Origin of the sequence: Winogradskyella sp. 4-2091 (assembly GCF_045765065.1) — a bacterium.
GTDB lineage: Bacteria > Bacteroidota > Bacteroidia > Flavobacteriales > Flavobacteriaceae > Winogradskyella.
In genome coordinates this window covers 63,145-86,973 of the sequence record NZ_JBJKOD010000012.1, presented here as the reverse complement: position 1 = coordinate 86,973, position 23,829 = coordinate 63,145, and the positions used below count along the sequence as shown (strand labels likewise).

Below are 23,829 nucleotides of genomic sequence, written 5' to 3'. Positions count from 1 at the left end.
AAACCTAATTTGTCATTCTGAATTAATTTCAGAATCTAAAAAAAAAACGCAGTCATTAATTTGATTGCGTTTTTTGTTTTTTACATGTTTGTTATTTCTATGAAAGCAAAAATCCAATTTATATTTTCTTAATTGTCTAGATTCCTGCTTTTGCAATAATAACAGCAAGATTAGTTTTGTATTTTCGCAACATTACTAAGATATATGCAATTCATAAAACAGATTAATTCAAACTATAACCCAAAACGCCTTGCCGTAAAGTTAAATGCTAAAGGTGAACAATTTGTGGTAAAAGGCCATCCTTGGGTGTTTTCTAACAGTATTGTTAAGATTAATGACGATGCTAAAACAGGTGATTTAGCTATAATTTTTAGCAAGAATAAAAACAAGGTAGTTGGTTTAGGTTTGTTTGATGGAAATTCTCCAATTAGAATAAAAATTATTCATAATGCCGAAAAGAAAGTCACAATAAATGCAGACTTTTTCCATAGTAAGATCGCGTCAGCATATTATAAACGTGACGAATTATTAAGCACTAACACCAATAGTTATCGATTAATATTTGGAGAGAACGATGGTTTCCCAGGATTAATAGCAGATGTGTACGATACTGTTTTAGTTGTAAAATTATACTCCGAAATTTGGTTGCCCTATTTAGAGCCAATTCTCAAAAGTTTACAACAAATATCTATGGCAAAAACTATAGTGATGCGCTTAAGTAGAGGCTTACAAAATAGCGATCAGCACAATTTTGTAGATGGTGAAGTTATTTACGGAACACTAAATAATGAGGTTGTTGAGTTTGTGGAGCATGATGTGAAATTTTCGGCAAATGTTATAAAAGGTCACAAGACAGGTTACTTTTTAGACCATAGAGCAAATAGAAAACGCGTCGGAGAGTTAAGCACAGGAAAATCTGTTTTAGATGTGTTTTCTTATGCTGGTGGTTTTTCAGTCCATGCGTTAGCAAATGGAGCAAAAGAAGTCACAAGTTTAGATATAAGTAAACAAGCCTTAGATATGGCACGCGCTAATGGCAAACTGAATGCGTATTCTGGTCAGCATAAAACGATTTCTGGTGACGCTTTTGAAGAAATGAAAGCATTAATTAACAAAGGAAAAACTTATGATGTTGTAGTTATTGATCCTCCAAGTTTTGCTAAACAACAATCTGAAGTAGATTTAGCTAAGAAAAAGTATGCACAGTTAGCAGAACTAGGTGAGAAGCTTACGGCTAAAAAAGGAATTTTGGTTTTGGCATCTTGCTCTTCTAGAGTTTTAGCACAATCATTTTTTGATTTAAATACAAGAGTTTTAAGTGCGCAGTATCGACTTTTTGAAACAGAACTAAAAACAAGGCATGATAGTGATCATCCTGTCACTTTTCCGGAAGGCGCTTATTTAAAATGTGGATACTATAGATTTTTAGAATAATTTTTTCCTATTTCATAATCATAAAGCTTAAATTAGTGCATTAACTCAAAACTGATATCATGAAAAAATTGAAATTTACCTTTATAATATGTTTATCAATTTTAATGATGTCATGTTCTTCAGATGACGATTCTAACGATACATTGAGTGAAGATTTTTTGTTAGGCACATGGATAGGAGTAGATTTAGAATATTTTGGCACAACGGAATTTGAATATTTAGGTATTCCTATAACAACGCAATTTGTTGGTGAAGCTTATGATATAGATTATTCTATTTCGTTTATGGATAATCCAAATGAATTTACAACAGATGGTACCTATAGTATTGAATTATCTACGACCGTTTTAGGTGAAACTCAAGTTGAGAATATTGAGAATTTAATGTTTTTAAGTGATGGTAATTGGTCATTAGCAGGTAATGAATTAACTATCGTTAACCAAGGCGTAGCATCAGTCGGTACTTTAAGTATGTTATCTAATGATATGCTAGAATTGAATGTTGTAGAGCGGCAAACTACTGTTCTAGATGGTGTAGAATACATCGTTACTGTGAACTCGGTTTCTACCTTTGAGAGGGAAGAATAAGACCTATTATTTTTCGAGTTTTTAAGAATTAAATTATTTAAATGAGAATCATATTTTATTAAACTATTATGCGTGCATAATAAATTTAATTATATTTGTTCGCCAAAAATTAATAATATAAAGATCTTTTACCCTTAGACTATGCAAAGTAAACTCACAGAATTGCTAGAAATTACGCATCCTATAATACAGGCACCAATGTTTTTGGTTTCTAATGTTGCAATGGTAACAGAAGCGATGAAAGCAGGAATTGCAGGTTGTATACCAGCATTAAATTATAGAACTATTGATGAATTAAGAGCTGCTATAAAAGAATTAAAAGCAAATAAAGTAGAAGGAGGCGCTTTTGGCTTTAATTTAATTGTGAATAAGTCTAATGTTAAATACAAAGGTCAATTAGAAGCTATTTGCGAAGAAGGCTGTGATTTCATTATTACCTCTTTAGGAAGTCCTGAAGAAACCATAATTCAAGCACACGCAGTTGGTATTAAAGTTTTCTGTGATGTTACCGATTTAAGATTTGCAAAAAAGGTAGAGCAATTAGGTGCAGATGCAGCAATTGCCGTTAATAACGAAGCTGGTGGACACAGAGGTAATTTGTCTCCTGAAGAATTAACAAGCCTATTAAATAAAGAGTTATCAATACCTGTAATTTCGGCAGGAGGTGTAGGCTGTAAAGCAGACATTGATAAAATGATGAGTTATGGTGCAGAAGGAGTTTCTGTTGGTAGTCCGTTTATAGCTTCCGTTGAAGCAGGTGTTACTGATGAGTATAAACAAGCTTGTGTAGATTATGGCGAAAAGGATATTATAATGACAGAACGTATTTCTGGTACTCCTTGTACGGTGATAAATACACCTTATGTTCAAAAAATAGGTACTAAAGCAACATGGATAGAAAACCTATTAAATAAAAATAAGAGCCTTAAAAAATGGGTAAAAATGATTCGTTTTTCAATAGGCATGAAAGCTACAGAAAATGCGGCTAAAAAAGCAACCTATAAAACCGTTTGGGTTGCAGGACCAAGTATTGAGCATACAAAGGCTATTCTTCCGGTTAAGGCCATTGTAGATAAACTAATATCTTAAGTATTGAAAGTATTTGTTACTGTTTTAATCAGTGTTTTATGTTTATCCTGTACATTTAATACACTTCAAATAAAGACTGGAGATATTGTATTTAGAGGCAAAGTTAATAGTAATTTATCTGAAGCTATAAACGACGTCACGCAAACCACTAAATCCACAAATTATACGCACATTGGCATTTGTAAGGTAATAGATAATGAGGTTATTGTATATCATTCAGATTTAGGAAAAGGTGTTGTAAAAGAGTCCTTAGAATTATTTAAAACATCTACTGATACTATAAACTATAACGTAGATTTATACAGAATAAACCCAATAGATATTAAGCAAATTGAACAAGCGATCTCTACAGCAGATTCCTTACTCGGTCAGTCATACAATACCACATATATTTTAGAAGATGAAGGCTATTATTGCTCCGAATTTATTTATGAGCTATTTAAAACAGATTCTATATTTCAGTTAGAACCAATGACTTTTAAAAATTCTAAAACTAACGAATTTCATGATGGTTGGGTTGAGCACTATGAAAATTTAGACATAGATATACCAGAGGGTAAGCTAGGTTGCAATCCTAATGGTATGGCTAATAGCGATAAAATATTTTTTATCAGGAAAATTCAGTAAACGCTAATTAAGTACTAACTCTTCAAGTTTTTCTTCTTCAAAATCTTTCTGTTTACTTTTCTTTTTTCTGGTAAATAAGTTGAAGGTGTAACTCGCAACAAAGCCACCTGCAGCTGTAGCTATAGCTTCTCCTGTGTCAAACTTTCCACTAATAATATAGCCGTCATAAATTTCTTTAGATAAGCCTGCTAATGTAGAAAGTCCTAAACTATACCAAAATGCTTTTTTAGAATTTTTAGTTTTAGAATATATCACTGCGTACGTAGATGCGGCAATACCAGCACCAATAGCAAAATGCAATTGATCATCATTAGACATTGTTTGTGCAGTGCTAGAATTAAAAATGAATAAGATAAAAATGGTTAATAAAAATTTCATGATTGGGGTTTTGAGTCGTGAAATGTATTATTAATGCTAAGAAGTAAAAATTTTTTCCGATTGGATAAGGTTTTTTACGACGAACAACCAAATTTTTAATCAGAAATAATAAATACATTGATTTCTCCATGAATTTAAGAAATTAGGAATAGCTTCAATATCAATTATTTGGTTAATTTTAAAGCATGATTTAAATATTTTTTTTAAAAATTGTCCCTTTTTACTTTTTGGTAAACGTCTTAAGGATATAAATAATTAAATTCTAAAAAATTATGAAAGATTTTATGATGATTTTCGTTGGCAAAGAATACGTAGATTTAGGCTTGTCGCCAGACGAACTGCAAGCGCGAATGGAAAAATGGTTTGCTTGGGGAGCAAAAATGGAAAAAGCAGGAATATTGAAAGGTGGCGAAGCCTTAACACCTCAAATTAGACGTGTAACGGGTAAAAATAGAACAGTAACAGATTTAACCTCTACAGAAGTAAAAGAAATTGTTGGCGGTTTTTATTTGATTAAAGCAAAAGACTTTGATGCTGTACAAGAAATTGCACAAGATTTCCCAGACTACGATTTAGGAAATACTGTAGAAATACGTGAAATTATGGTATTTGACCAATAATGGAAACTAAAGATATAGACCATCTGTTTCGCCATCACAGTGGAAAGATGGTCTCTGTTTTAACACGAATTTTTGGATTGCAACATCTAGATATCATTGAGGATGCAGTACAAGACACTTTTATAAAAGCCAGTTTAACGTGGCGAAAGCAACAACCAGATTATCCTGAAGCTTGGTTAACTAAAGCGGCTAAAAATAGAGTTTTAGATATCTTTAGAACTTTAAAATCTCAAAAAAATAATCTCCCAAACATTTCGCAAGGAACAGATGCAATTGCCATTAATGAGTTGTTTTTAGATTCTGAAATAGAAGATGCACAACTTAGAATGATTTTTACTGCGTGTCATCCCAAATTAGATCCTCGCGATAGAATTTCATTTGCCTTAAAAACTGTTTCGGGTTTTAGTATTAAGGAGATTGCTTCGGCATTATTAACGAAAGAAGAAACAATCAAAAAGCGTTTAGTACGCGCTCGAAAAGTCATAAAAAAGGCCAAATTAAAATTTAATATACCACAAGGAAAAGACTTATCGGAACGTTTAGAAAGTGTTTTAGAAGTCTTATATCTAATATTTAATGAGGGATTTCATTCTAATAATAAAACGCAATTAATTAGAACAGATTTATGCACAGAAGCTATGCGCTTATGTCAACTACTGCTAAAACGAAAGCAAACCCAATTGCCAGAATGCTATGCTTTATTTGCCTTAATGTGTTTTCATTCTGCAAGATTAGAAACTAAAATGAGTTTGGATAATGCAGTTTTAGATTTAAAACAACAAGATAGAAGCTTATGGCATTTTCCGTTAATTCAACTTGGTAATTCCATGATGTATAAGGCCGTTGAAACGGATGAGTTTTCTTGTTATCATTACGAAGCAGCTATTGCAGCAGAACATTTAAAAGCTAAATCTTTTGAGGCAACAGATTGGAATAAAATTTTAAAATGGTATAACGCTTTATATCTTTTGCAACCTATGCCATCACATTTGCTTACTATGGCTGTTATTTGCATGCAGACTGAAGATTATAAAATGGCGAATACCTATTTCAATCAAATACAAGCTACAGATTTGGAGCAACGTGCCTATTTATTTTATGCGGCAAAAGCAGATTACTATGCTCAAAATAATAATTTTCCTGAAGCAATTATACAGATAGATTTAGCATTAAATAAGGTTAATAATACATTAGAAAAAGCTTACTTAGAAAAGAAAAAAGAATCGTGGTTAATGAAATAAAGGCATAGAGGAAGCGTATTAAATATTCCAAATTATAAATATTTAAAAAACTTAACTTCAAGAAATTCGCTAATTTTATATTTTAAACAGAGACTAATTATGAGACTAAAACCAAAATCCATAAGACCATTTATTGGTTCTAAAGATTATAATATTTCAAGGCAATTTTATAAAGATTTAGGGTTTAAAGAAGTTGTAATTTCTCATAATATGTCTGTCTTCACAACAGAAAAGTTTTCCTTTTATTTGCAAGATGCGTATGTAAAAGATTGGATTGATAATACTATGATTTTTCTTGAAGTGGAAAATGTTAAAGTGCATTTAGAGAATTTGAAGCAATCAGGATTAGTCAATAAATATGAAAACGTTAGATGTTCTGAGGTTGTTAGTAATGATTGGGGAAATGAGTTCTTTCTTCATGATCCATCGGGAATTCTTTGGCACTTTGGAGAGTTCAGTCTTTAAAAATATAGAGTTTTCTATATTTATATAACAACTTTCATATATCGTAAATCCTTGGCATTAAATTTGTTTGTAACAAAACAGTAAGTTCTGCGACGTATAAAGTAGAACACAAGTTTAATTAAAGAAAAAAAGTTATGATTAATAAAGGAGTGGTAGTTTTAGGTGTATTGTTAGGAGCAGCAGCAGGCGTTTTATTGGCGCCAGAAAAAGGAAGCGTTACACGAGATAAACTAAAAAAAGAAGGTAAGGATATTAAAAATCAATTATCTAGCGACTTAACTGAAGTAAAAGAAGATCTTTCTGAAGCTGTAGCGTCTGGTAAAGAAAAATTTAAACAAGATATGGAAGATTTTGCTTCTAAATCGAGTTACAAAACCGAACAAGCGATTACGTTTATAGAAAAGCAATTGGCTATTTTAAAGGAAAAGAATAAAACCTTACAAAAAACGAGTTAATCCTTTTGTAATATACAAAAACGTCATTTAGTATAAATTTTACTTCCAATAGCTTTTGAAATAGAATTTTGCAAAATGACGTCTTTTATTTAGTACTCGTTTTTATAAAATAAATTAAACTAATGTATTAATTATTTCAACATTGACCACATGTTTTCCTTCAAAAGGGATAACTTTTAATCGTTTACCAAATAAAGATTGAGCGCGTTCAGATTCTAACTGAATTCTGTTGTCATCTAAATATTCATCTTCAGTACCATAAATGAGTTTTACTTCGGTGCTGTCATTTAAATACTTAAAATCTTCATTGGTTAACTCTATTGGTATTCCACCAGAATGTATAACTAGCTGATGGCATTGCAATTCTTTTTTTGATAAATAGCGTAACGCAACACTCACACCTTGTGAATAACCCAAAACAATTAAATTTACATTGTTAGGTATGTTTTCAGATTCCAAAACCGAATCAAAATAATTAATAATAGTTTCCATACCACTTTTAGTTTCATCCCTCGTCAACCAATTAGCACCAACATGCATCTTAGGTTGAATATAAAACTTACTTGGAGCCTGAGGTGCAATTATATAATTTTCTTCTGCATTTAGGCCTTTAAAATATTTAAGAAAATAGCGACTTAGATAACCCATACCATGGCAAACAAACCATACGTTTTTTGTCTCTCTAGTAAGCGAATTTAAAGTGGAATAGGAGTTGGTGGTTTTATATGAAACTTCTTTCTCTATTGATCTCATTTTTGACTTAGTATTCTTTATCTTTGAGGATAAATTTACTCATTTATATGCAATTATCTAAAGAAGAAATTATAGCTAAGGCCAATGCGATTAGTAAAAATACATTAATGGAAACCTTAAGTATTGAAATTGTAGATTTTAGTGATGATTATCTAATTGCCAGAATGCCTGTAACTCCAAAAGTGCATCAGCCAGATGGTATTTTACATGGAGGTGCTGTGGCAGCTTTAGCCGAAAGTGTTGGCGGTTATGCAACTTATATTTTTTTAAATAATGAAGAGTTTTTTATACGTGGATTAGAAATTACAGCCAATCATGTAAAGAGTGTAAGCGAAGGTTATGTCTATGCCAAAGCAACTTTTATGCATAAAGGAAGAACAACACAATTATTAGATATTAGAGTAACAGATGAAGCCGATAATTTAATTTCAATTTGTCGCTTGTCTACCATTTCACTTCCAAAAAAATAAGAAACCAATGACCGAAGATTCATTTTTTGAAGCTTTACAAATTCATTATTCTAAGCACTTGCCTTTTGTTGTTTACAGCAAACCAACAGATAATGACATAAAATGTTGGTTGCAGCAAGACGCAACTTTAAATACATCAGATTCATTTTTAGAAAGTGGCTTTTTATTTTCGCCATTTAATGCTTCGGAAGATAATATTTTATTCGCTTCAGATGCTTGTGAGTTTATAGAAATTAGTGTTTCTTCCTTAAACGGAGAAGTTATAGAACCTGCTGAAATTAGTGCTGAAGTTAAAGATAAAATTCAGCATATAGACTTGATAACAAACGGAATTAAGCATATAAATGAAGATTGTTTACAGAAAGTCGTTTTATCGAGGTGTCAAACTAAATTACTCCAAGATAAAAGCCCGTTTTCTATTTTTAAAAGACTTTTTAATAAGTATAAAAATGCTATGGTTTATTGCTGGTATCATCCTAAAGTAGGCTTATGGCTTGGAGCAACACCAGAGTTATTATTAAAAGTTGAAGGAAAACGTTTAACTACGATTTCATTAGCTGGTACACAACCTTACAGACGAATAGCAAAGCCAATGTGGTCGCATAAAGAATATGAAGAACAACAAATTGTAACGGATTATATTACTAAACAGTTAGAGCCTTTTACCAAGCAAATTAATGTCACAGATGTTGAGACTGTTAAAGCAGGAAGCTTATTACATCTTAAAACAAAAGTTACAAGTTTAATCAATGATACATCTCAATTAAATGACATTTTAAAAGCATTACATCCAACACCTGCAGTCTGCGGTTTTCCAAAAGTCGATGCTAAAGAATTTATTCTTCAGAATGAAAATTATAAGCGTAGTTATTATACTGGTTTTTTAGGTGAACTAAACTTAAAACAAACGACAACACGCAATACAAACAGACGCAATGTAGAAAACAATGCCTACGCTGTAGTGAAATCTACTAGTACGTTTTACGTGAATTTACGTTGTATGCAATTAATGGATAATTTAGCACATATTTATGTAGGAGGTGGTATAACAAAAGACTCTAATCCAGAAAATGAATGGGAAGAAACAGTTAATAAAACAAGCACTATTGGGTCAGTTTTATATTAATAAAGGTTAATTTCAAAAAACAAATGTAAATCTCGAATATTAAAATTGAGAGCAAAGATTTTATGATATATTCAAAAATTCCATTAGCGCAAACTGTAGTCACGCTATGTAAAACGCATAACATAAAGCATATTGTGATTTCTCCTGGTAGTAGAAATGCACCATTAAATATCGGGTTTACACATGATGATTTTTTTGAGTGTTACAGCATTGTAGATGAGCGATGTGCTGCATTTTTTGCCTTAGGCATTGCGCAACAGATACAAGAACCAGTTGCTGTAGTTTGCACATCAGGTAGTGCGCTTTTAAACTATTATCCTGCAATTGCAGAAGCGTATTATAGCAATATTCCTTTAGTTGTATTATCTGCAGACAGGCCAAAACACTTAATAGATATTGGAGACGGCCAAACCATAAAACAGAAAAATGTTTTTGGAGAACATGTATTATATAGTTCCAATTTAAAATTAGATATAAAAGATTCTGAAAACATTAGTCAAGAGAGTGAATTGCCAATTTTTAGAAATCTTGAAAATAAACTCGAACGTTTCCTAGGTTTGCAAAAGGACATTCAAACTTATAATGAATCTGAAATACATGATGCCTTAACAATTTCAAAATTGAATTTAGGACCTGTTCATATTAATATTCCTTTTGATGAGCCTTTATATGAAACCACAGAGGAATTATTGATAAATCCTAAACCTTTTAAAATTCAGAATAGGTTAGATAAGGTTGATGCCTTTGAAATAAAGAGTTTGTTAGATACTTGGCATAGTGCTAAGCGAAAAATGATTTTGGTAGGTGTGTTGCAACCCAATTATATTGAGGCAAAATGGCTTCAAGAAATTGCAGATGATGATAGCATCATTGTATTCACAGAATCTACGTCTAATTTGCATCACAAAGATTTTTTTCCAGGCATTGATAAAATAATCGCGCCTTTTGATGATGACGATTTTAGAGCGTTACAACCCGATTTATTGTTAACATTTGGAGGTTTAATCGTTTCAAAAAAAATCAAAGCATTTCTGAGAACCTATAAGCCAAGTCATCATTGGCATGTTGGGTTAACTAAAGCAAATGATACATTTTTTTGTTTAGAGAAACATATTAAACTGAAGCCAAATACCTTTTTAGAAGCCTTTTTATCACAAGTAACGCATCATACAAAGAGTACATACAAGACTACATGGTTAGCCGTAAGAGAAAAAAGAAGAAAACTACATAAGGATTATCTTCAAACAATAACTTTTTCCGATTTTACAGTGTTTAATAAGATCTTAAAAAGTATACCTAAAAATACGATTTTGCAAGTGAGTAATAGTTCTGCTATTCGTTATGTACAATTATTTAGATTTCCAAATAGCATCGAAGTCTTTTGTAATAGAGGTACTAGTGGTATTGATGGTAGTACAAGTACTGCTTTGGGTACAGCTGTTGCCAGTGAAAAGCAAACTACTTTAATAACAGGAGATTTAAGCTTCTTTTATGATAGTAATGCACTATGGAACAATTATATACCTGATAATTTTAGAATAATAATTATAAATAATAAAGGTGGTGGCATTTTTAGAATTCTGCCAGGAAATAAGAATACAGAAAAATTTGACACTTATTTTGAAACCAAGCATCATTTAACTGCAAAACAATTGTGTGACATGTATGGTTTTGAATATAGTGAAGCAAAAAATGAAGAGGAATTAACAGCTAAATTGAGCACTTTTAACGATATATCAAAACAGCCAAAATTGCTAGAAATATTTACACCTTCAAGGATTAACGATGAAATCTTATTAAATTATTTTAAGTTTATTAAATAAATTTAGAAAAAAAGCTCCTAAAAAGTGACTTTTTGAACATTGACGTTTCTAAAAAATACCTACCTTTAGGAAAACTAATTTAATTAACATAAAATACATAGTAAAATGAGTAAAAGAGACGATTTAATTGTAAAGTATGCAGCAGATTTAAAAGATAAATGTGGTGTTACTGCAGATATGGATTTGTTAACAAAAGTAACTGTAGGTTTAGGACCTTCAATTTACAATGCGGATTCTTCAACTGTTTCTGGTTCTGATGAGAAAGAATTAGCGACAGTAAAAAACAATTATTTAATCAAGAAATTAGGATTAAGTGATGGAGATGCTTTAGATAAAGCTATCGATTCAGTTATTGAAACATACGGAAAGTCTAATAGAACGAAGTACAGAGCTGTAGTTTATTACTTATTATGTAAGCATTTTGGAAAAGAGTCTATTTACTCATAAGTAGATTTATATACTATATAACGAAGCGTTGTAATTTTATTTACAGCGCTTTTTTTATGCAAAAATAATTTCAGTGATCTTTTAAAATATCAATACCTTTGCATTATGATAAAATTAGGCGAATACAATACATTAGAGATTTTAAGAGATACTGAACCAGGTTTATTTTTAGGTGATGGTGAAGAAGGAGAAGTGCTTTTACCTAATAGATATGTGCCAAAAGTTTTTGAAATTGGTGACAAGATTGAAGTATTCGTTTATTTAGATAATGAAGAAAGACCTGTAGCAACTACAGACCAACCTTACATAAAAAAAGGAGATTTTGCATTGTTAAGATGTAATCAAGTTACAGATTATGGTGCATTTTTAGATTGGGGTTTGGTAAAAGAATTATTTTGCCCATTTAGAGAACAAGCGTTTAAAATGAAATCTGGTGGCTGGTATTTAGTGTATTGCTATTTAGATGAGGAATCAGAGCGTTTAGTTGCCTCTAGTAAAACCAATAGTTTTTTAGATAATAAAGAGTTAACCGTTGCTCAATTTGATGAAGTAGATTTAATAGTGTCTCATCCATCAGATTTGGGTATGAATGTTATTGTAAACAAAACGCATCTTGGCTTAGTGTTTAATGATGATATATATAAAGACCTAAGCGTTGGTGACCGACTAAAGGGTATCATTAAAAAAGTAAGACCAGATAATAAACTCGATATTTCATTAAATCAAATAGGTTATAGAAATATAGAACCTAATGCAGAGCATATATTAAATGAACTGCATGATAATGGCGGCTTTTTACCTCTTCATGATAAATCTGACCCAGAAGAGATTAAACATCAACTTCAAATGAGTAAAAAAAGTTTTAAGAAAGCCATTGGTACGCTTTACAAAGAAAGACAAATCACTATTGAAGCTGGTAAAGGCATCAGTTTAGTATAACAAAGCTAGAGTTCTATTTTATGCTGTGGGCATGAAATATATTCTGTGATAACTTCGGTAAAAATTAATTTTTATCTATTTACAATATTGACTATCGGTTAGAATGCTAATCATTCAATTTCTTAGCTTAAAACGTAACATTTTCCTAAATTTTCATCGGAATAAAATATCGTCGTTAAATTACAAAAATCAAGGATGATATAGCCACTGTAAGGTTGTTATTCATTTAAATATTATTTTAAAAATCTGTATCTTTGGATGCTAAATTTTTTAAAATGAATAAACCAAAATGGATAACAGCAAAAACCTATGAAGACATCACTTATATGAAGTCTAATGGTGTTGCAAGAATTGCTTTTAACAGACCAGATATAAGAAATGCCTTTAGGCCAAAAACAACCTCAGAATTATACGATGCCTTTTATGACGCTAATGAAGATGTAAACATTGGAGTAGTGCTGTTAAGTGCGGAAGGACCGTCTTCTAAAGATGGTGTATATAGTTTTTGTTCTGGAGGTGATCAAAAAGCGAGAGGACATCAAGGTTATGTAGGAGAAGATGGATACCATCGTCTAAATATATTAGAAGTTCAACGTCTTATACGTTTTATGCCAAAGGCCGTAATAGCAGTTGTGCCAGGTTGGGCAGTTGGAGGAGGACATAGTTTACATGTGGTGTGTGATTTAACTTTAGCGAGTGAAGAACATGCTATTTTTAAACAAACTGATGCCGACGTTACCAGTTTTGATGGTGGTTATGGTTCTGCTTACCTCGCTAAAATGGTAGGTCAGAAGAGAGCAAGAGAAATATTTTTTCTAGGTCGTAATTATTCTGCTAAGGAAGCTTATGATATGGGAATGGTAAATGCCGTTATTCCTCACGCAGAATTAGAAGCTACGGCTTACGAATGGGCTCAAGAAATACTAGCCAAATCACCAACGTCTATAAAAATGTTGAAATTTGCAATGAATCTTACTGATGACGGTATGGTTGGGCAACAAGTATTTGCAGGTGAAGCAACTCGTTTAGCTTATATGACAGAGGAAGCTAAAGAAGGACGTGATGCTTTTTTAGAAAAGAGAAAACCAAACTTTCCAAAAAAATGGATTCCATAATCTAAACTTATTCAAATGAATAAAATTAAACCGTGGCTATCTGCCATGCGCTTAAGAACACTACCTCTTTCTGTTTCTGGTATAATTTTAGGAAGTTGTTTTGCGTACTATAACGGTCAATTTAACATATTAGTTTTTGCATTAGCCATGCTTACAACTATAAGTTTACAAATCTTATCTAATCTCGCAAATGATTATGGTGATGGTGTAAAAGGTACTGATAATGAAGATCGTGTTGGTCCAGAACGTGCTATTCAGAGTGGCGCAATTACGCCACTAGAAATGTTTGAAGCCATAAGGTTTAATATTGTTGTGGTCATCATGCTCACTGTTATTCTATTATGGATCGCATTTGGTTTTGCAAATATCTTATACTTCTTGTTGTTTATGATATTAGGAGGCATGTGTGTATATGCAGCTATTAGGTATACAATGGGTGAATCGCCTTATGGTTATCGCGCTTTAGGAGATGTTTTTGTATTTATATTTTTTGGTTTAATAAGCACAATTGGCAGTTATATTCTATATCTAAATTCTTTTGATCACGTTGTCGTTCTTCCGGCTTTAGCTGTAGGTTTGTTGAGTGTTGGTGTCCTTAATTTAAATAATATGCGCGATATTGAGTCTGATGAGAAATCTAATAAAATAACTGTAGCGGTTAAATTGGGTTTACCTAAAGCTAAGCAATATCATTACTTTTTAATCTTTGGTGCTTTATTTATAAGTATCATTTTTTCTGTATTATATTACGTAGAGCCTTATAATTTCATATATTTAATTGCTTTTATTCCACTATTAATTCACGTTAAGAAAATTAAACATGCGCGTACACCAGATGACTTTGATAGTCAATTAAAAGTATTAGCATTATCTACATTTCTTTTCTCTGTATTATTAGGTGTTGGATATATTTTATATTAAAATTTAAACAGATTGAATTTATTTTTATGAAGAACTTTTTTACACTTTTAGTATTAGCTACGGTTTCACTTGGTTTTGCTCAAAAGACAACTCTAAAAGTCACTGAGAGTGACGAATTTAAGGATAAAGTTAAAGCATTTAATGTACTAACTATCCATACAGAAGGTGACGTTACAGGTGTAGTAAGAGAAGGGAAACGTGATTATTTGTTCGATGTTTTTGATAAAGACCTTAATAAAATTCATAGTTCAGTTATTGAAAGTGATAAGAAAGAAGTCTATGTTGGTGAAGTTGTTTTTGGCAATGAAATAAAAGTATTTACAGTGTATTCGCCAAAAGCTAAAGAACGCATAGTGTATTGTCATATTTTTAATATAGAAACAGGTACACATACCAAAAAGACGTTATTTGAAGTAACAGTAGCTAAAAAACGAAGCTTGTTTTTTAATAGAAATGACAGGCAAACAAGTTTTGCACTTTCACCAAATGGAAACTATTTAGCAATAGCAACAGATAATATTTATAAAGATGTAAATGATTATGCTATACGTGTGTTTGATGCTAATTCATTAAAATTGATTTATACTAAAAGCTATCAAAAGCATAAAGAAAAGCACTTTAAGCACAATGATATTTCGGTTTCAGATAATGCAGACATTTTTATATTAGGTAAGCTATATAAAGAAGGTAAAAGAGAAAAGAAAAAAGGAGAAGCCAATTACGATTTTATTCTTAATAAAGTCACTGAGAATAGTAATGAGGAGTTGTTGGTATCGCTAGACGATCAGCATATTAAAAGTTTAAACATTTCTACTATAAAAGATCAATTACATTTAATTGGTTTTTATTCAGAAAAACGAGCAGGAAAAATTAAAGGTGGATGTAATTTTATTGTTGACGCTGAAAAATTTACAATTTCAAGCAAAAAAAATTATGAATTACCATTAGACGTTTATGAAGACCTTTATGGAGATAGACGTGGTTCTAAAAAAGAAGGAAAAGAATTAGGGAGTTTTTATATTGACTATATCATTGAAGACTCTGTAGGGAATACATACATATTGGCTGAAGAATTTTTTATATCCCAAACTTATGTTTCTAATGGAATGAATGGCGGTGGTTATTGGCAAACAACCTATCATTACAATGATATTTTAATCTTAAAATTTGGTGCTTCAGGTAGTTTAGATTGGGGCAGAAGTATTTTTAAAAGAGCAACAGCACCATCCTATAATGCATTTTTAAAGAATGATGAACTTCATGTTTTACTCAATTCGGGTAAACATCTACTTGAGAAAAAGGATGGAAGAACTAAGGTTTCTCAAGGTTTATTTGAATCGTCTTCATTATATGACATTACATACAACAATGCAGGAGAGGTCGTTTACAGTAAAATTCAAGATAATAAAAGTAATACTTATTACTTACCATTTTTTGGTACTTTCAGTAACGATGTGTTTATTATGATGAGTGATGGACGAAAGAAAAGACAATTCATGATTTTAGAATAATTAGATTTTTGTACTTATTTAAGAGACATTTTCTTAACTTTTAAATCTTCAAAAATAATAGTAAACATGAAAATTACATTCTACGGTCATTCATCATTAGGCATTCAAATAAAGGACACTTTTATTTTAGTTGATCCTTTTATTACAGGAAATGAAAAAGCTTCAAGCATTGATATTGATACTTTAAAAGCGGATTACATCTTAGTTACTCATGCGCATCAAGATCATACTTTAGATGTTGAAACCATTGCCAAACGTACAGGAGCTGTTATTGTTTCTAACTATGAAATTATTGAATATTATCAAAAGAGAGATTTAGAAGGGCATCCAATGAATTTAGGTGGATCTTGGGATTTTGAATTTGGAAATCTAAAATATGTCAATGCCATTCACACATCGTCGTTTCCAGATGGTAGCTATGGTGGACAACCAGGTGGATTTATTATAGAAGGCGAACATAAAACCATATATATTGCTGGTGATACAGCTTTGACAATGGATATGAAGTTAATTCCTATGCAAACCAAGTTAGACTTAGCTATCTTACCAATTGGAGATAATTTTACAATGGGAGTTGAGGACGCAATTTTGGCAAGTGATTTTGTAGAATGCGATAAAGTCTTAGGTTATCATTTTGATACTTTTGGTTATATTGAAATAGACCATGAAGAAGCTAAACGTAAATTCTTTGATAAGGATAAGGATTTAATGCTGTTAGAGATTGGTGAGAGTGTAGAATTGTAGAATTAAATCAAATATTTATTTATCTATTGTATGAAAAAAATCATTTATGTATCAATTTTACTGATCGTTGCGTTTGGTTGTAAAAACGGAGCACAATTTAATGATCCAATTCCTGAGCATGATAATTTTACAATCGCGTCTAAAATAGTAAATGAAACTAGGGTAATTAACGTATGGACTCCTCCAAATTATAAAACAAGTAAAGATGCTTTTCCTGTTTTGTATATGCCAGATGGAGGTGTAGTACAAGAGGATTTTCCGCACATAGCAAATACTATTGCAAAGTTGGTTGCGAATAAAAGTATTCCGCCAATCATTTTAGTAGGTATAGAAAATACAGATAGGCGAAGAGATTTATCGGGTTTTTCTAAAGTTAAAGAAGATGAAGAATATTGTCCTTTAACTGATGGCGCAAAACAATTTAGAGCTTTTATCACAGATGAATTAATGTCTGAGGTTAATAAAAGGTATAGAACAACAACCGAAAAAGGGATTATTGGCGAATCTTTAGCTGGTCTTTTTGTGGTTGAAACATTACTTTTAACGCCAGAAACATTTGATTTTTATATCGCCATGGATCCTTCACTTTGGTGGAATGATCATTACTTAGAAAAAAATGCGGAAGACTTCTTAAAAAATATTTCAGATAAGAAAAAGCGATTTTGGTTTGCAGGCTCTAGCGTAGAAGATATTTCTGTACATACTAATAATTTAGCTAAGACCCTTGAAGAATTAAATATAGAGAACTTAGTTTGGCAGTATTCAGATGAGCCAAATGAACAACATAATACAATTTTTAGAGCAACAAAAGAGAAAGCCATTACCTGGATATTAAATACAGATAGTGAATAGTTAAAATTTAGTTGTTATATAACAAAACTAATTTAACTGTATCTTTGCAGCACTATGAAAACGAATCAACTTACAGATTGGCTGCCAACAACTAACAAAGAAGTAAAACTTAGAGGTTGGGAAGAATTAGATGTTATACTATTTAGTGGAGACGCTTATGTAGATCATCCCTCTTTTGGTCCTGCTGTAATTGGTCGTATTTTAGAGAGTTACGGTTTAAGAGTCGCTATTGTTCCACAACCAAGTGTCAACGATAATTTACAAGATTTTACTAAATTAGGTACGCCAAGATTATTTTTTGGTGTCACAGGTGGTTGTATGGATCCTATGGTAAGTAATTATACGGCAACTAAGAAACGTCGTGATAAGGATGCGTATACACCAAATGGAGATAAAGGATTTAGACCAGATTATGCAACTTCTGTATATTCTAAGATATTAAAAGAGAAGTTTCCAGATGTACCCGTTTTAATTGGTGGTATAGAAGCATCATTGCGTCGGGTTACGCACTACGATTATTGGAGCGATAAACTATTGCCTTCTATTCTAGAAACCTCTAAAGCAGATATGCTTGTTTATGGCATGGGAGAACAACCATTACGAGAAGTGGTAGAGTTGTTGCAAAAAGGGGTTCCGTTTTCTAGTTTAAGAACAATAAAGCAAACAGCGGTTTTATTAGATAAGAATGAAGCAATTCCTAAAAATAAGAATTGGGAAGATGTAGAAATTCATTCCCATACCGTATGTTTAAACGATAAGAAGAAATTCGCTTCTAACTTTAAAGTGATTGAGCAAGAATCTAATAAGTTGAAAGCCAACCGTATTTTTCAACAGATTAATGATAAAACTTTAGTTATCAATCCACCTTTTCCGACCATGTTAGAAGAAGAGATTGATGCATCCTTCGATTTACCTTATACGCGTTTACCGCATCCTAAGTACAATAAACGAGGACCAATTCCTGCGTTTGAGATGATTAAGTTTTCTATAAATATTCATCGTGGTTGTTTTGGAGGTTGTAGTTTTTGTACCATTTCGGCCCATCAAGGGAAATTTATTGCTAGTCGAAGTCAAGAATCGGTTTTAAAAGAAGTAGATAAGGTCGCTAATATGCCAGACTTTAAAGGCTATTTGTCCGATATTGGTGGACCATCTGCCAATATGTATAAGATGAAAGGCAAAGTGCAATCTATTTGCGATAAATGTGTGGCACCTTCTTGTATTTCGCCTGTAATATGTAGTAATTTAGATACGTCACATAAGCCTTTAACAGAGTTATATCAGGCTGTAGATAAGCATCCAAAAATCAAAAAATCTTTTATTGGTAGTGGAATTAGGCACGATATGTTGGTGCCAGAATTCAATAAAAATGCTGACCCAAAAGAATTAGACGATTATACAGAAGAAGTAATGACTAAACATATTTCTGGGCGATTAAAAGTTGCACCAGAACATACGTCAGACCCTGTTTTAAAGTTGATGCGTAAACCTTCGTTTACTTATTTTCATAAGTTTAAAGAGCGTTTCGATAAAATCAACATTAAGAAAGGTTTAAAGTTGCAGTTGATTCCTTATTTCATATCTAATCATCCTGCTTGTGAAGTTGAAGATATGGCAAACTTAGCCGCTGAAACTAAAGATATGGGCTTTCAGTTAGAGCAAGTACAAGGGTTTACACCAACACCAATGACGGTTGCTACTGTAATTTATTATAGTGGTTATCATCCATATACTTTGAAGCCAACCAAGACGCCTAAATCTAAAAAAGAGAAAGATGACCAACATCGTTTCTTCTTTTGGTATAAAAAGGAAAACAGAGACTGGATTAAAAAGACCTTAAATAAAGTTGGACGAAAAGATTTAGTAGAAGCTTTGGTACCAGAACAAGAAAGTAAAGGTTGGAAAAGCGTGAATCTTAAAGCTGTTAAAAACACATTTGATGATGCTGTACCAGCTACAAAATCAAATTCTTCTAGTGGTTCTCGTAGAAAACGCAAACATAAGTCTCGTAAGAAGCGACGATAGAAGCATCATGTGGATTCTTAGTATTAAAAATAAACCTCAATTGAACTCTAAGAATTTCAGTTAAATTGATAATTCATATCCCTATTATTGCCTATTTTTGGTTGTACATATGAAAGCAACCTATCACAAATATAATTTAGAGTTTAAACGACCAAGCGGAACATCGAGAGGTGTAATGACTACCAAAGAAACGTGGTTTATTGTTATAGAACAAAACGGTAAAACAGGCGTAGGCGAGTGTGGCATTTTAAGAGGTTTATCTATTGATGATAGACCAGATTACGAAACCAAACTAAAATGGACCTGTGATAATATTCATTTAGGATTAGATATGCTTTTAAGTGAGCTTATCGAATTCCCAAGTATTCAATTTGGTCTAGAAACTGCTTTTAAATCTTTAGAAAGTACTGATCAATTTAATCTGTTTCCATCAGAATTTACAAGAGGTAATGACGCTATTCCTATTAATGGTTTGGTATGGATGGGAAGTGAGGATTATATGCGCACTCAAATTAAAGAAAAGATTGCAGTTGGTTTTGATTGTATAAAGTTAAAAATTGGCGCAATAGATTTTCAAACGGAATTAAATATTTTAAAATCAATAAGAAAAGAGTTTTCTGTTAACGACATAGAATTGCGAGTAGATGCCAATGGCGCTTTTTTACCAAATGATGCTTTAGAGAAACTAAAACAGCTTTCAGAATACAAATTACATTCTATTGAGCAACCCATAAAACCTAAGCAGTTTGAGGTTATGGCAAAACTTTGTGAAGACACGCCTTTGCCAATTGCTTTAGATGAAGAATTAATAGGTGTTTTTCAAAAAGAGGAAAAGCAAAATGTATTGCAGACTATAAAGCCACAATATATAATTCTAAAACCGAGTTTAGTTGGTGGATTTTCAGGCAGTAAAGCGTGGATAGACTTAGCTGAAAATTTAAATATAGATTGGTGGATAACAAGTGCATTAGAAAGTAATGTTGGTCTAAATGCCATCTCACAATGGACGTATACTTTAAATAGTAAAATGCCTCAAGGGCTAGGAACTGGCAGTTTATTTACAAACAATTTTTCTTCGCCATTGATGGTAAAAAATGGTAATTTGCACTACAATAAAAAACAAAATTGGAATTTTAATTTATAAACATGAATTTTATACAACAAGCTTATAAAGGTCATCGCGATCTATGGATGTTTTTGCTAACTACATTTTTAGTTGCAGGTATTTTTATAGCAAATTTTATTTTCTATTTAGTATCAGATCCAAGTGATTTAGCTGCTGCAATGGAGTCTATGGAAAAATGGGGATTACCTGCTAATGTTACCTTGGCAATTAACTTAATTCCTTTTGCTTTTTTATTAGGTCTTTTATTTGTTTTAGTAAAATTTGTACATCAAAGAAGTTTATTGTCCTTAACAACAACAAGACCTAAGGTCGATTTTAAGCGTATTATATTTTCATTTTTACTAATTACAATATATACGGTCGTTTCATTTTTTGTCATGTATTATATTGATTCATCAGAGATTGTATTTCAGTTTAAGCCAGTGAAATTTGCGATTTTATTCATAATTAGTATCATTTTATTTCCATTTCAAATTGGCTTAGAAGAGTATTTATTTAGAGGTTACTTAATGCAACATATTGGTGTTATGGTTAAGAACAAATGGTTTCCGTTACTTTTTACATCTATTCTATTTGGTTTAGCGCACAGTGCAAATCCTGAGGTTGGAGCCATAGGATTTTGGCAAATGATGATTTTTTATGTTGGTACAGGATTGTTATTAGGTATAATGACTTTAATGGATGAAGGTTTAGAACTCGCTTTAGGATTTCATTTAGGAAACAACCTTATTGCATCATTATTGGTAACAGCAGATTGGACAGCTTTACAAACAGATGCTCTTTTTAAAGATATGTCTGAACCAGAATTAGGATCAGTTTTCGAAATTATTTTACCGGTCTTAGTAGTTTATCCATTATTTCTGCTAATTCTATCAAAAAAATATGGCTGGAAAAACTGGAAGGATAAGTTACTTGGAAAAGTCACCAAGCCACCTAAAGAAGATTATAAAATTATTGAATAACCTAAGTATTGAACTTTAACCTTAAACTTATTAAAGATGACACCAACTTACAATAAAGTACATAACCGTTTTAAATTTAACGGACTCCATTTTAGTCATGAAGAATTAAAAGAAGTGGCTTACAGTCTTATAAAAGAAGGTAAACCTTATGAGAAAGTAACAGGCGATTTTTTAATTGATTGGTTAAATAATAAGGACTTTTTAGTAGTAACAACATCTGGATCGACAGGTTACCCAAAACAGATTAAACTAAAAAAACAAGCCATGGTTAATTCTGCCATTGCAACAGGGAACTTCTTTGGTTTAGAACCAGGAGATAAAGCGTTACATTGTTTACCCAGTCATTTTATTGCAGGTAAAATGATGTTTGTACGTGCTTTGGTGTTAGGTTTAGAGATTGATTTTGTAGAGCCTGCGGCACAGCCAGTTTTTGATTTTGAGAAAACGTACGATTTCTGCGCAATGATTCCTTTACAATTGAAGCATACTATAAAGTATATAGATAATATTAAAAATATTATTGTTGGTGGATCTAAGGTGACAAAACCGTTAATTGAGAAGATTAAAGATTGTAAACCTAGGTTTTATGAAACATATGGAATGACGGAAACGGTAACACATGTTGCTGTACGTTCTTTAGAATCTAAGAATGGAAAAAAAGAGCCCTATTTTACAGCGCTACAGAATATAAAATTTGAGCAAGACGATAGAGGTTGTTTGTTAATTCATGCGCCTAAATTGGTAAAGGAAACTTTGGTAACAAATGACATTGTAGAATTAAAATCAGATCAAAGTTTTAAACTTCTCGGTCGTTTTGATAATGTGATTAATTCAGGTGGCGTAAAGTTATTTCCTGAGCAGATAGAAGATAAAATTCAACCTGTAATTGAAGAACGTTTTATTCTAGTAGGAGAGGAAGATGCGACTTTAGGAGAAAAATTGATTCTTATTGTAGAGCAACCTAAAGATTCAGTAGAAGATATTCTTAAGGTTATTAAAGAACTTAAGAACTTAGAGAAATTTGAAGTGCCTAAAAAAATATATACTATTGATAAGTTTCCCGAAACAAATAATAGAAAAATACAGCGTAAAAAAGCAGCTAAATTAGTCTTAGAAGCAAAGTAGTTATTGTAACAATTATTTTCAAAAGAAAAGATATAATTTTACAATTTACTTAGAATTAAAAAACCCAATGCAAATGCATTGGGTTTTATTATATTATTAATCTTAAGATACTAGTTACCTTCAGATAAGTTTTTCATTTCAGATTCAACCATTTCGTAGAATTGGTCAATTTTTGGTAGTACCACAATACGAGTACGTCTGTTTTTCGCTCTGTTTTCAGCAGTATCATTTTCTACTAAAGGAACGTAAGAACTACGACCAGAAGCAATTAATTGTTGAGAGTTAACACCTAAGCTTTCTAAAACTCTTACAATTGATGTAGCACGTTTTACACTTAAATCCCAGTTGTCAATTAATGGTGGTTTGTTATATGGTACATTATCAGTATGAGATTCTACCATAGCTTCAAAATCTGGTTTGCTATTTATAACCTTAGCAACTTTACCTAATATTTCATTAGCTCGAGTTGTTACGTTGTAACTACCACTCTGAAATAATAACTTATCAGCAATAGAGATGAATACAACACCTTTTTCAACATTGATTTCTATATCAGGATCACTAATACCAACGGCCTTTTTAAGACTCGTTACAACGGCTAGAGTTACGCTGTCTTTCTTTGTTAAGGCATCTTGTAATCTTGTGATTTTTAAATCACGTTCTTTTAAACTTTCTAGAGACTTTTCAAGATTCTCAGCACCTTTTTGTGTTAAAGTTGTTAAGTTTCCTTTTGTGTCAATTAAATCCTGATTAGACTTTCTTAAATCGGCCAATTGATCTTTCATTGTTTCTACTCTCGCATTGGCCGCAGCAACATCAGATAAACAACTATTTAATTTTACAGTTGCCGTATTTAATAAATCTTGAGTTTCTTGATATTTTTCTTGCAATGCAACATGCTCTTTTTTAGACACACAAGACGCCAAAAACAACATTGAACACGCACTTAATAACATTAGTTTTTTCATAATTTAATTATAGTTTAAAATTTTAG

The 23,829-nt window shown here is 31.6% G+C and carries 25 protein-coding genes; 22 read left to right on the top strand and 3 right to left on the bottom strand.

Annotated features, from left to right (window positions below; all coding sequences use genetic code 11):
- Nucleotides 1-204: 204 nt before the first annotated feature.
- The 4 genes from ACJBCC_RS14340 (at nt 205) to ACJBCC_RS14325 (ending at nt 3,737) form a co-directional block, all read left to right on the top strand.
- Nucleotides 205-1,434 (top strand): class I SAM-dependent rRNA methyltransferase, encoded by a 1,230-nt coding sequence (locus tag ACJBCC_RS14340; protein WP_407557576.1) that lies wholly within the window; start codon nt 205-207, stop codon nt 1,432-1,434.
- 59 nt (nt 1,435-1,493) lie between these two features.
- Nucleotides 1,494-2,021, top strand: coding sequence for a hypothetical protein (locus ACJBCC_RS14335; RefSeq protein WP_407557575.1), 528 nt, complete (start codon nt 1,494-1,496; stop codon nt 2,019-2,021).
- A gap of 141 nt (nt 2,022-2,162) precedes the next feature.
- Nucleotides 2,163-3,110 (top strand): NAD(P)H-dependent flavin oxidoreductase, encoded by a 948-nt coding sequence (locus ACJBCC_RS14330; protein ID WP_407557574.1) that lies wholly within the window; start codon nt 2,163-2,165, stop codon nt 3,108-3,110.
- Between the two features lie 3 nt (nt 3,111-3,113).
- Nucleotides 3,114-3,737, top strand: a complete 624-nt coding sequence (locus ACJBCC_RS14325) for a YiiX/YebB-like N1pC/P60 family cysteine hydrolase (protein ID WP_407557573.1) — start codon at nt 3,114-3,116, stop codon at nt 3,735-3,737.
- 3 nt (nt 3,738-3,740) lie between these two features.
- On the opposite strand, the gene ACJBCC_RS14320 is transcribed toward ACJBCC_RS14325, so the two are convergent.
- Entirely contained in the window at nt 3,741-4,115 is a 375-nt protein-coding gene (locus ACJBCC_RS14320; protein ID WP_407557572.1) for a hypothetical protein, read from the bottom strand.
- Between the two features lie 272 nt (nt 4,116-4,387).
- Here ACJBCC_RS14320 and ACJBCC_RS14315 point away from each other — a divergent pair, with 272 nt between their 5' ends.
- From ACJBCC_RS14315 to ACJBCC_RS14300, 4 genes are all read left to right on the top strand, one after another.
- Nucleotides 4,388-4,735 carry a YciI family protein gene (locus ACJBCC_RS14315; RefSeq protein ID WP_299099732.1) on the top strand — a complete coding sequence of 116 codons (348 nt, stop codon included), beginning with the start codon at nt 4,388-4,390 and terminating at the stop codon, nt 4,733-4,735.
- Nucleotides 4,735-5,976, top strand: a complete 1,242-nt coding sequence (locus ACJBCC_RS14310; protein WP_407557571.1) for an RNA polymerase sigma factor — start codon at nt 4,735-4,737, stop codon at nt 5,974-5,976. The genes ACJBCC_RS14315 and ACJBCC_RS14310 overlap by 1 nt, the downstream gene beginning before the upstream one ends.
- 99 nt (nt 5,977-6,075) lie before the next feature.
- On the top strand, nt 6,076-6,441 hold the full coding sequence (locus ACJBCC_RS14305) for a glyoxalase (protein WP_407557570.1): 366 nt from the start codon (nt 6,076-6,078) through the stop codon (nt 6,439-6,441).
- A gap of 134 nt (nt 6,442-6,575) precedes the next feature.
- Nucleotides 6,576-6,896, top strand: a complete 321-nt coding sequence (locus tag ACJBCC_RS14300; RefSeq protein ID WP_299099738.1) for a YtxH domain-containing protein — start codon at nt 6,576-6,578, stop codon at nt 6,894-6,896.
- A 114-nt stretch (nt 6,897-7,010) separates the two neighbouring features.
- On the opposite strand, the gene ACJBCC_RS14295 is transcribed toward ACJBCC_RS14300, so the two are convergent.
- Nucleotides 7,011-7,649 carry an alpha/beta hydrolase gene (locus tag ACJBCC_RS14295; RefSeq protein ID WP_299099740.1) on the bottom strand — a complete coding sequence of 213 codons (639 nt, stop codon included), beginning with the start codon at nt 7,647-7,649 and terminating at the stop codon, nt 7,011-7,013.
- Nucleotides 7,650-7,696: 47 nt separating this feature from the next.
- Between ACJBCC_RS14295 and ACJBCC_RS14290 the strand changes: the two genes are divergently transcribed.
- The 14 genes from ACJBCC_RS14290 (at nt 7,697) to ACJBCC_RS14225 (ending at nt 22,835) form a co-directional block, all read left to right on the top strand.
- Complete coding sequence (locus ACJBCC_RS14290; RefSeq protein WP_299099742.1) at nt 7,697-8,119, top strand: PaaI family thioesterase; 423 nt, start codon at nt 7,697-7,699, stop codon at nt 8,117-8,119.
- A 7-nt stretch (nt 8,120-8,126) separates the two neighbouring features.
- A complete protein-coding gene (locus ACJBCC_RS14285) occupies nt 8,127-9,245 on the top strand; it encodes a chorismate-binding protein (protein ID WP_299099744.1) in 1,119 nt (372 codons plus the stop codon).
- A 62-nt stretch (nt 9,246-9,307) separates the two neighbouring features.
- A complete protein-coding gene (gene menD, locus ACJBCC_RS14280) occupies nt 9,308-11,068 on the top strand; it encodes a 2-succinyl-5-enolpyruvyl-6-hydroxy-3-cyclohexene-1-carboxylic-acid synthase (RefSeq protein WP_407557569.1) in 1,761 nt (586 codons plus the stop codon).
- A 105-nt stretch (nt 11,069-11,173) separates the two neighbouring features.
- Entirely contained in the window at nt 11,174-11,515 is a 342-nt protein-coding gene (locus ACJBCC_RS14275; protein ID WP_299099747.1) for a DUF2853 family protein, read from the top strand.
- Nucleotides 11,516-11,620: 105 nt separating this feature from the next.
- A complete protein-coding gene (locus ACJBCC_RS14270; RefSeq protein WP_407557568.1) occupies nt 11,621-12,454 on the top strand; it encodes a S1 RNA-binding domain-containing protein in 834 nt (277 codons plus the stop codon).
- Nucleotides 12,455-12,729: 275 nt separating this feature from the next.
- Complete coding sequence (locus ACJBCC_RS14265) at nt 12,730-13,569, top strand: 1,4-dihydroxy-2-naphthoyl-CoA synthase (protein ID WP_299099751.1); 840 nt, start codon at nt 12,730-12,732, stop codon at nt 13,567-13,569.
- Between the two features lie 15 nt (nt 13,570-13,584).
- Nucleotides 13,585-14,490 (top strand): 1,4-dihydroxy-2-naphthoate octaprenyltransferase, encoded by a 906-nt coding sequence (gene menA / locus ACJBCC_RS14260; RefSeq protein ID WP_299099753.1) that lies wholly within the window; start codon nt 13,585-13,587, stop codon nt 14,488-14,490.
- Nucleotides 14,491-14,516: 26 nt separating this feature from the next.
- Nucleotides 14,517-16,001 (top strand): hypothetical protein, encoded by a 1,485-nt coding sequence (locus ACJBCC_RS14255; RefSeq protein ID WP_299099755.1) that lies wholly within the window; start codon nt 14,517-14,519, stop codon nt 15,999-16,001.
- A gap of 66 nt (nt 16,002-16,067) precedes the next feature.
- On the top strand, nt 16,068-16,745 hold the full coding sequence (locus ACJBCC_RS14250; protein ID WP_299099757.1) for a metal-dependent hydrolase: 678 nt from the start codon (nt 16,068-16,070) through the stop codon (nt 16,743-16,745).
- 30 nt (nt 16,746-16,775) lie between these two features.
- A complete protein-coding gene (locus ACJBCC_RS14245; protein WP_299099759.1) occupies nt 16,776-17,597 on the top strand; it encodes an alpha/beta hydrolase in 822 nt (273 codons plus the stop codon).
- Between the two features lie 54 nt (nt 17,598-17,651).
- Entirely contained in the window at nt 17,652-19,622 is a 1,971-nt protein-coding gene (locus ACJBCC_RS14240) for a YgiQ family radical SAM protein (RefSeq protein WP_299099761.1), read from the top strand.
- 109 nt (nt 19,623-19,731) lie between these two features.
- Nucleotides 19,732-20,766, top strand: coding sequence for an o-succinylbenzoate synthase (locus ACJBCC_RS14235; RefSeq protein ID WP_299099763.1), 1,035 nt, complete (start codon nt 19,732-19,734; stop codon nt 20,764-20,766).
- 2 nt (nt 20,767-20,768) lie between these two features.
- The gene (locus tag ACJBCC_RS14230) at nt 20,769-21,710 is read left to right on the top strand and encodes a CPBP family intramembrane glutamic endopeptidase (RefSeq protein WP_407557567.1); all 942 of its coding nucleotides are present in this window, start codon (nt 20,769-20,771) and stop codon (nt 21,708-21,710) included.
- A gap of 36 nt (nt 21,711-21,746) precedes the next feature.
- Nucleotides 21,747-22,835 (top strand): AMP-binding protein, encoded by a 1,089-nt coding sequence (locus ACJBCC_RS14225; protein ID WP_407557566.1) that lies wholly within the window; start codon nt 21,747-21,749, stop codon nt 22,833-22,835.
- Nucleotides 22,836-22,945: 110 nt separating this feature from the next.
- Here ACJBCC_RS14225 and ACJBCC_RS14220 read toward each other — a convergent pair whose 3' ends face one another.
- Nucleotides 22,946-23,803 (bottom strand): OmpA family protein, encoded by an 858-nt coding sequence (locus ACJBCC_RS14220; RefSeq protein ID WP_299099769.1) that lies wholly within the window; start codon nt 23,801-23,803, stop codon nt 22,946-22,948.
- Between the last annotated feature and the right edge of the window lie 26 nt (nt 23,804-23,829).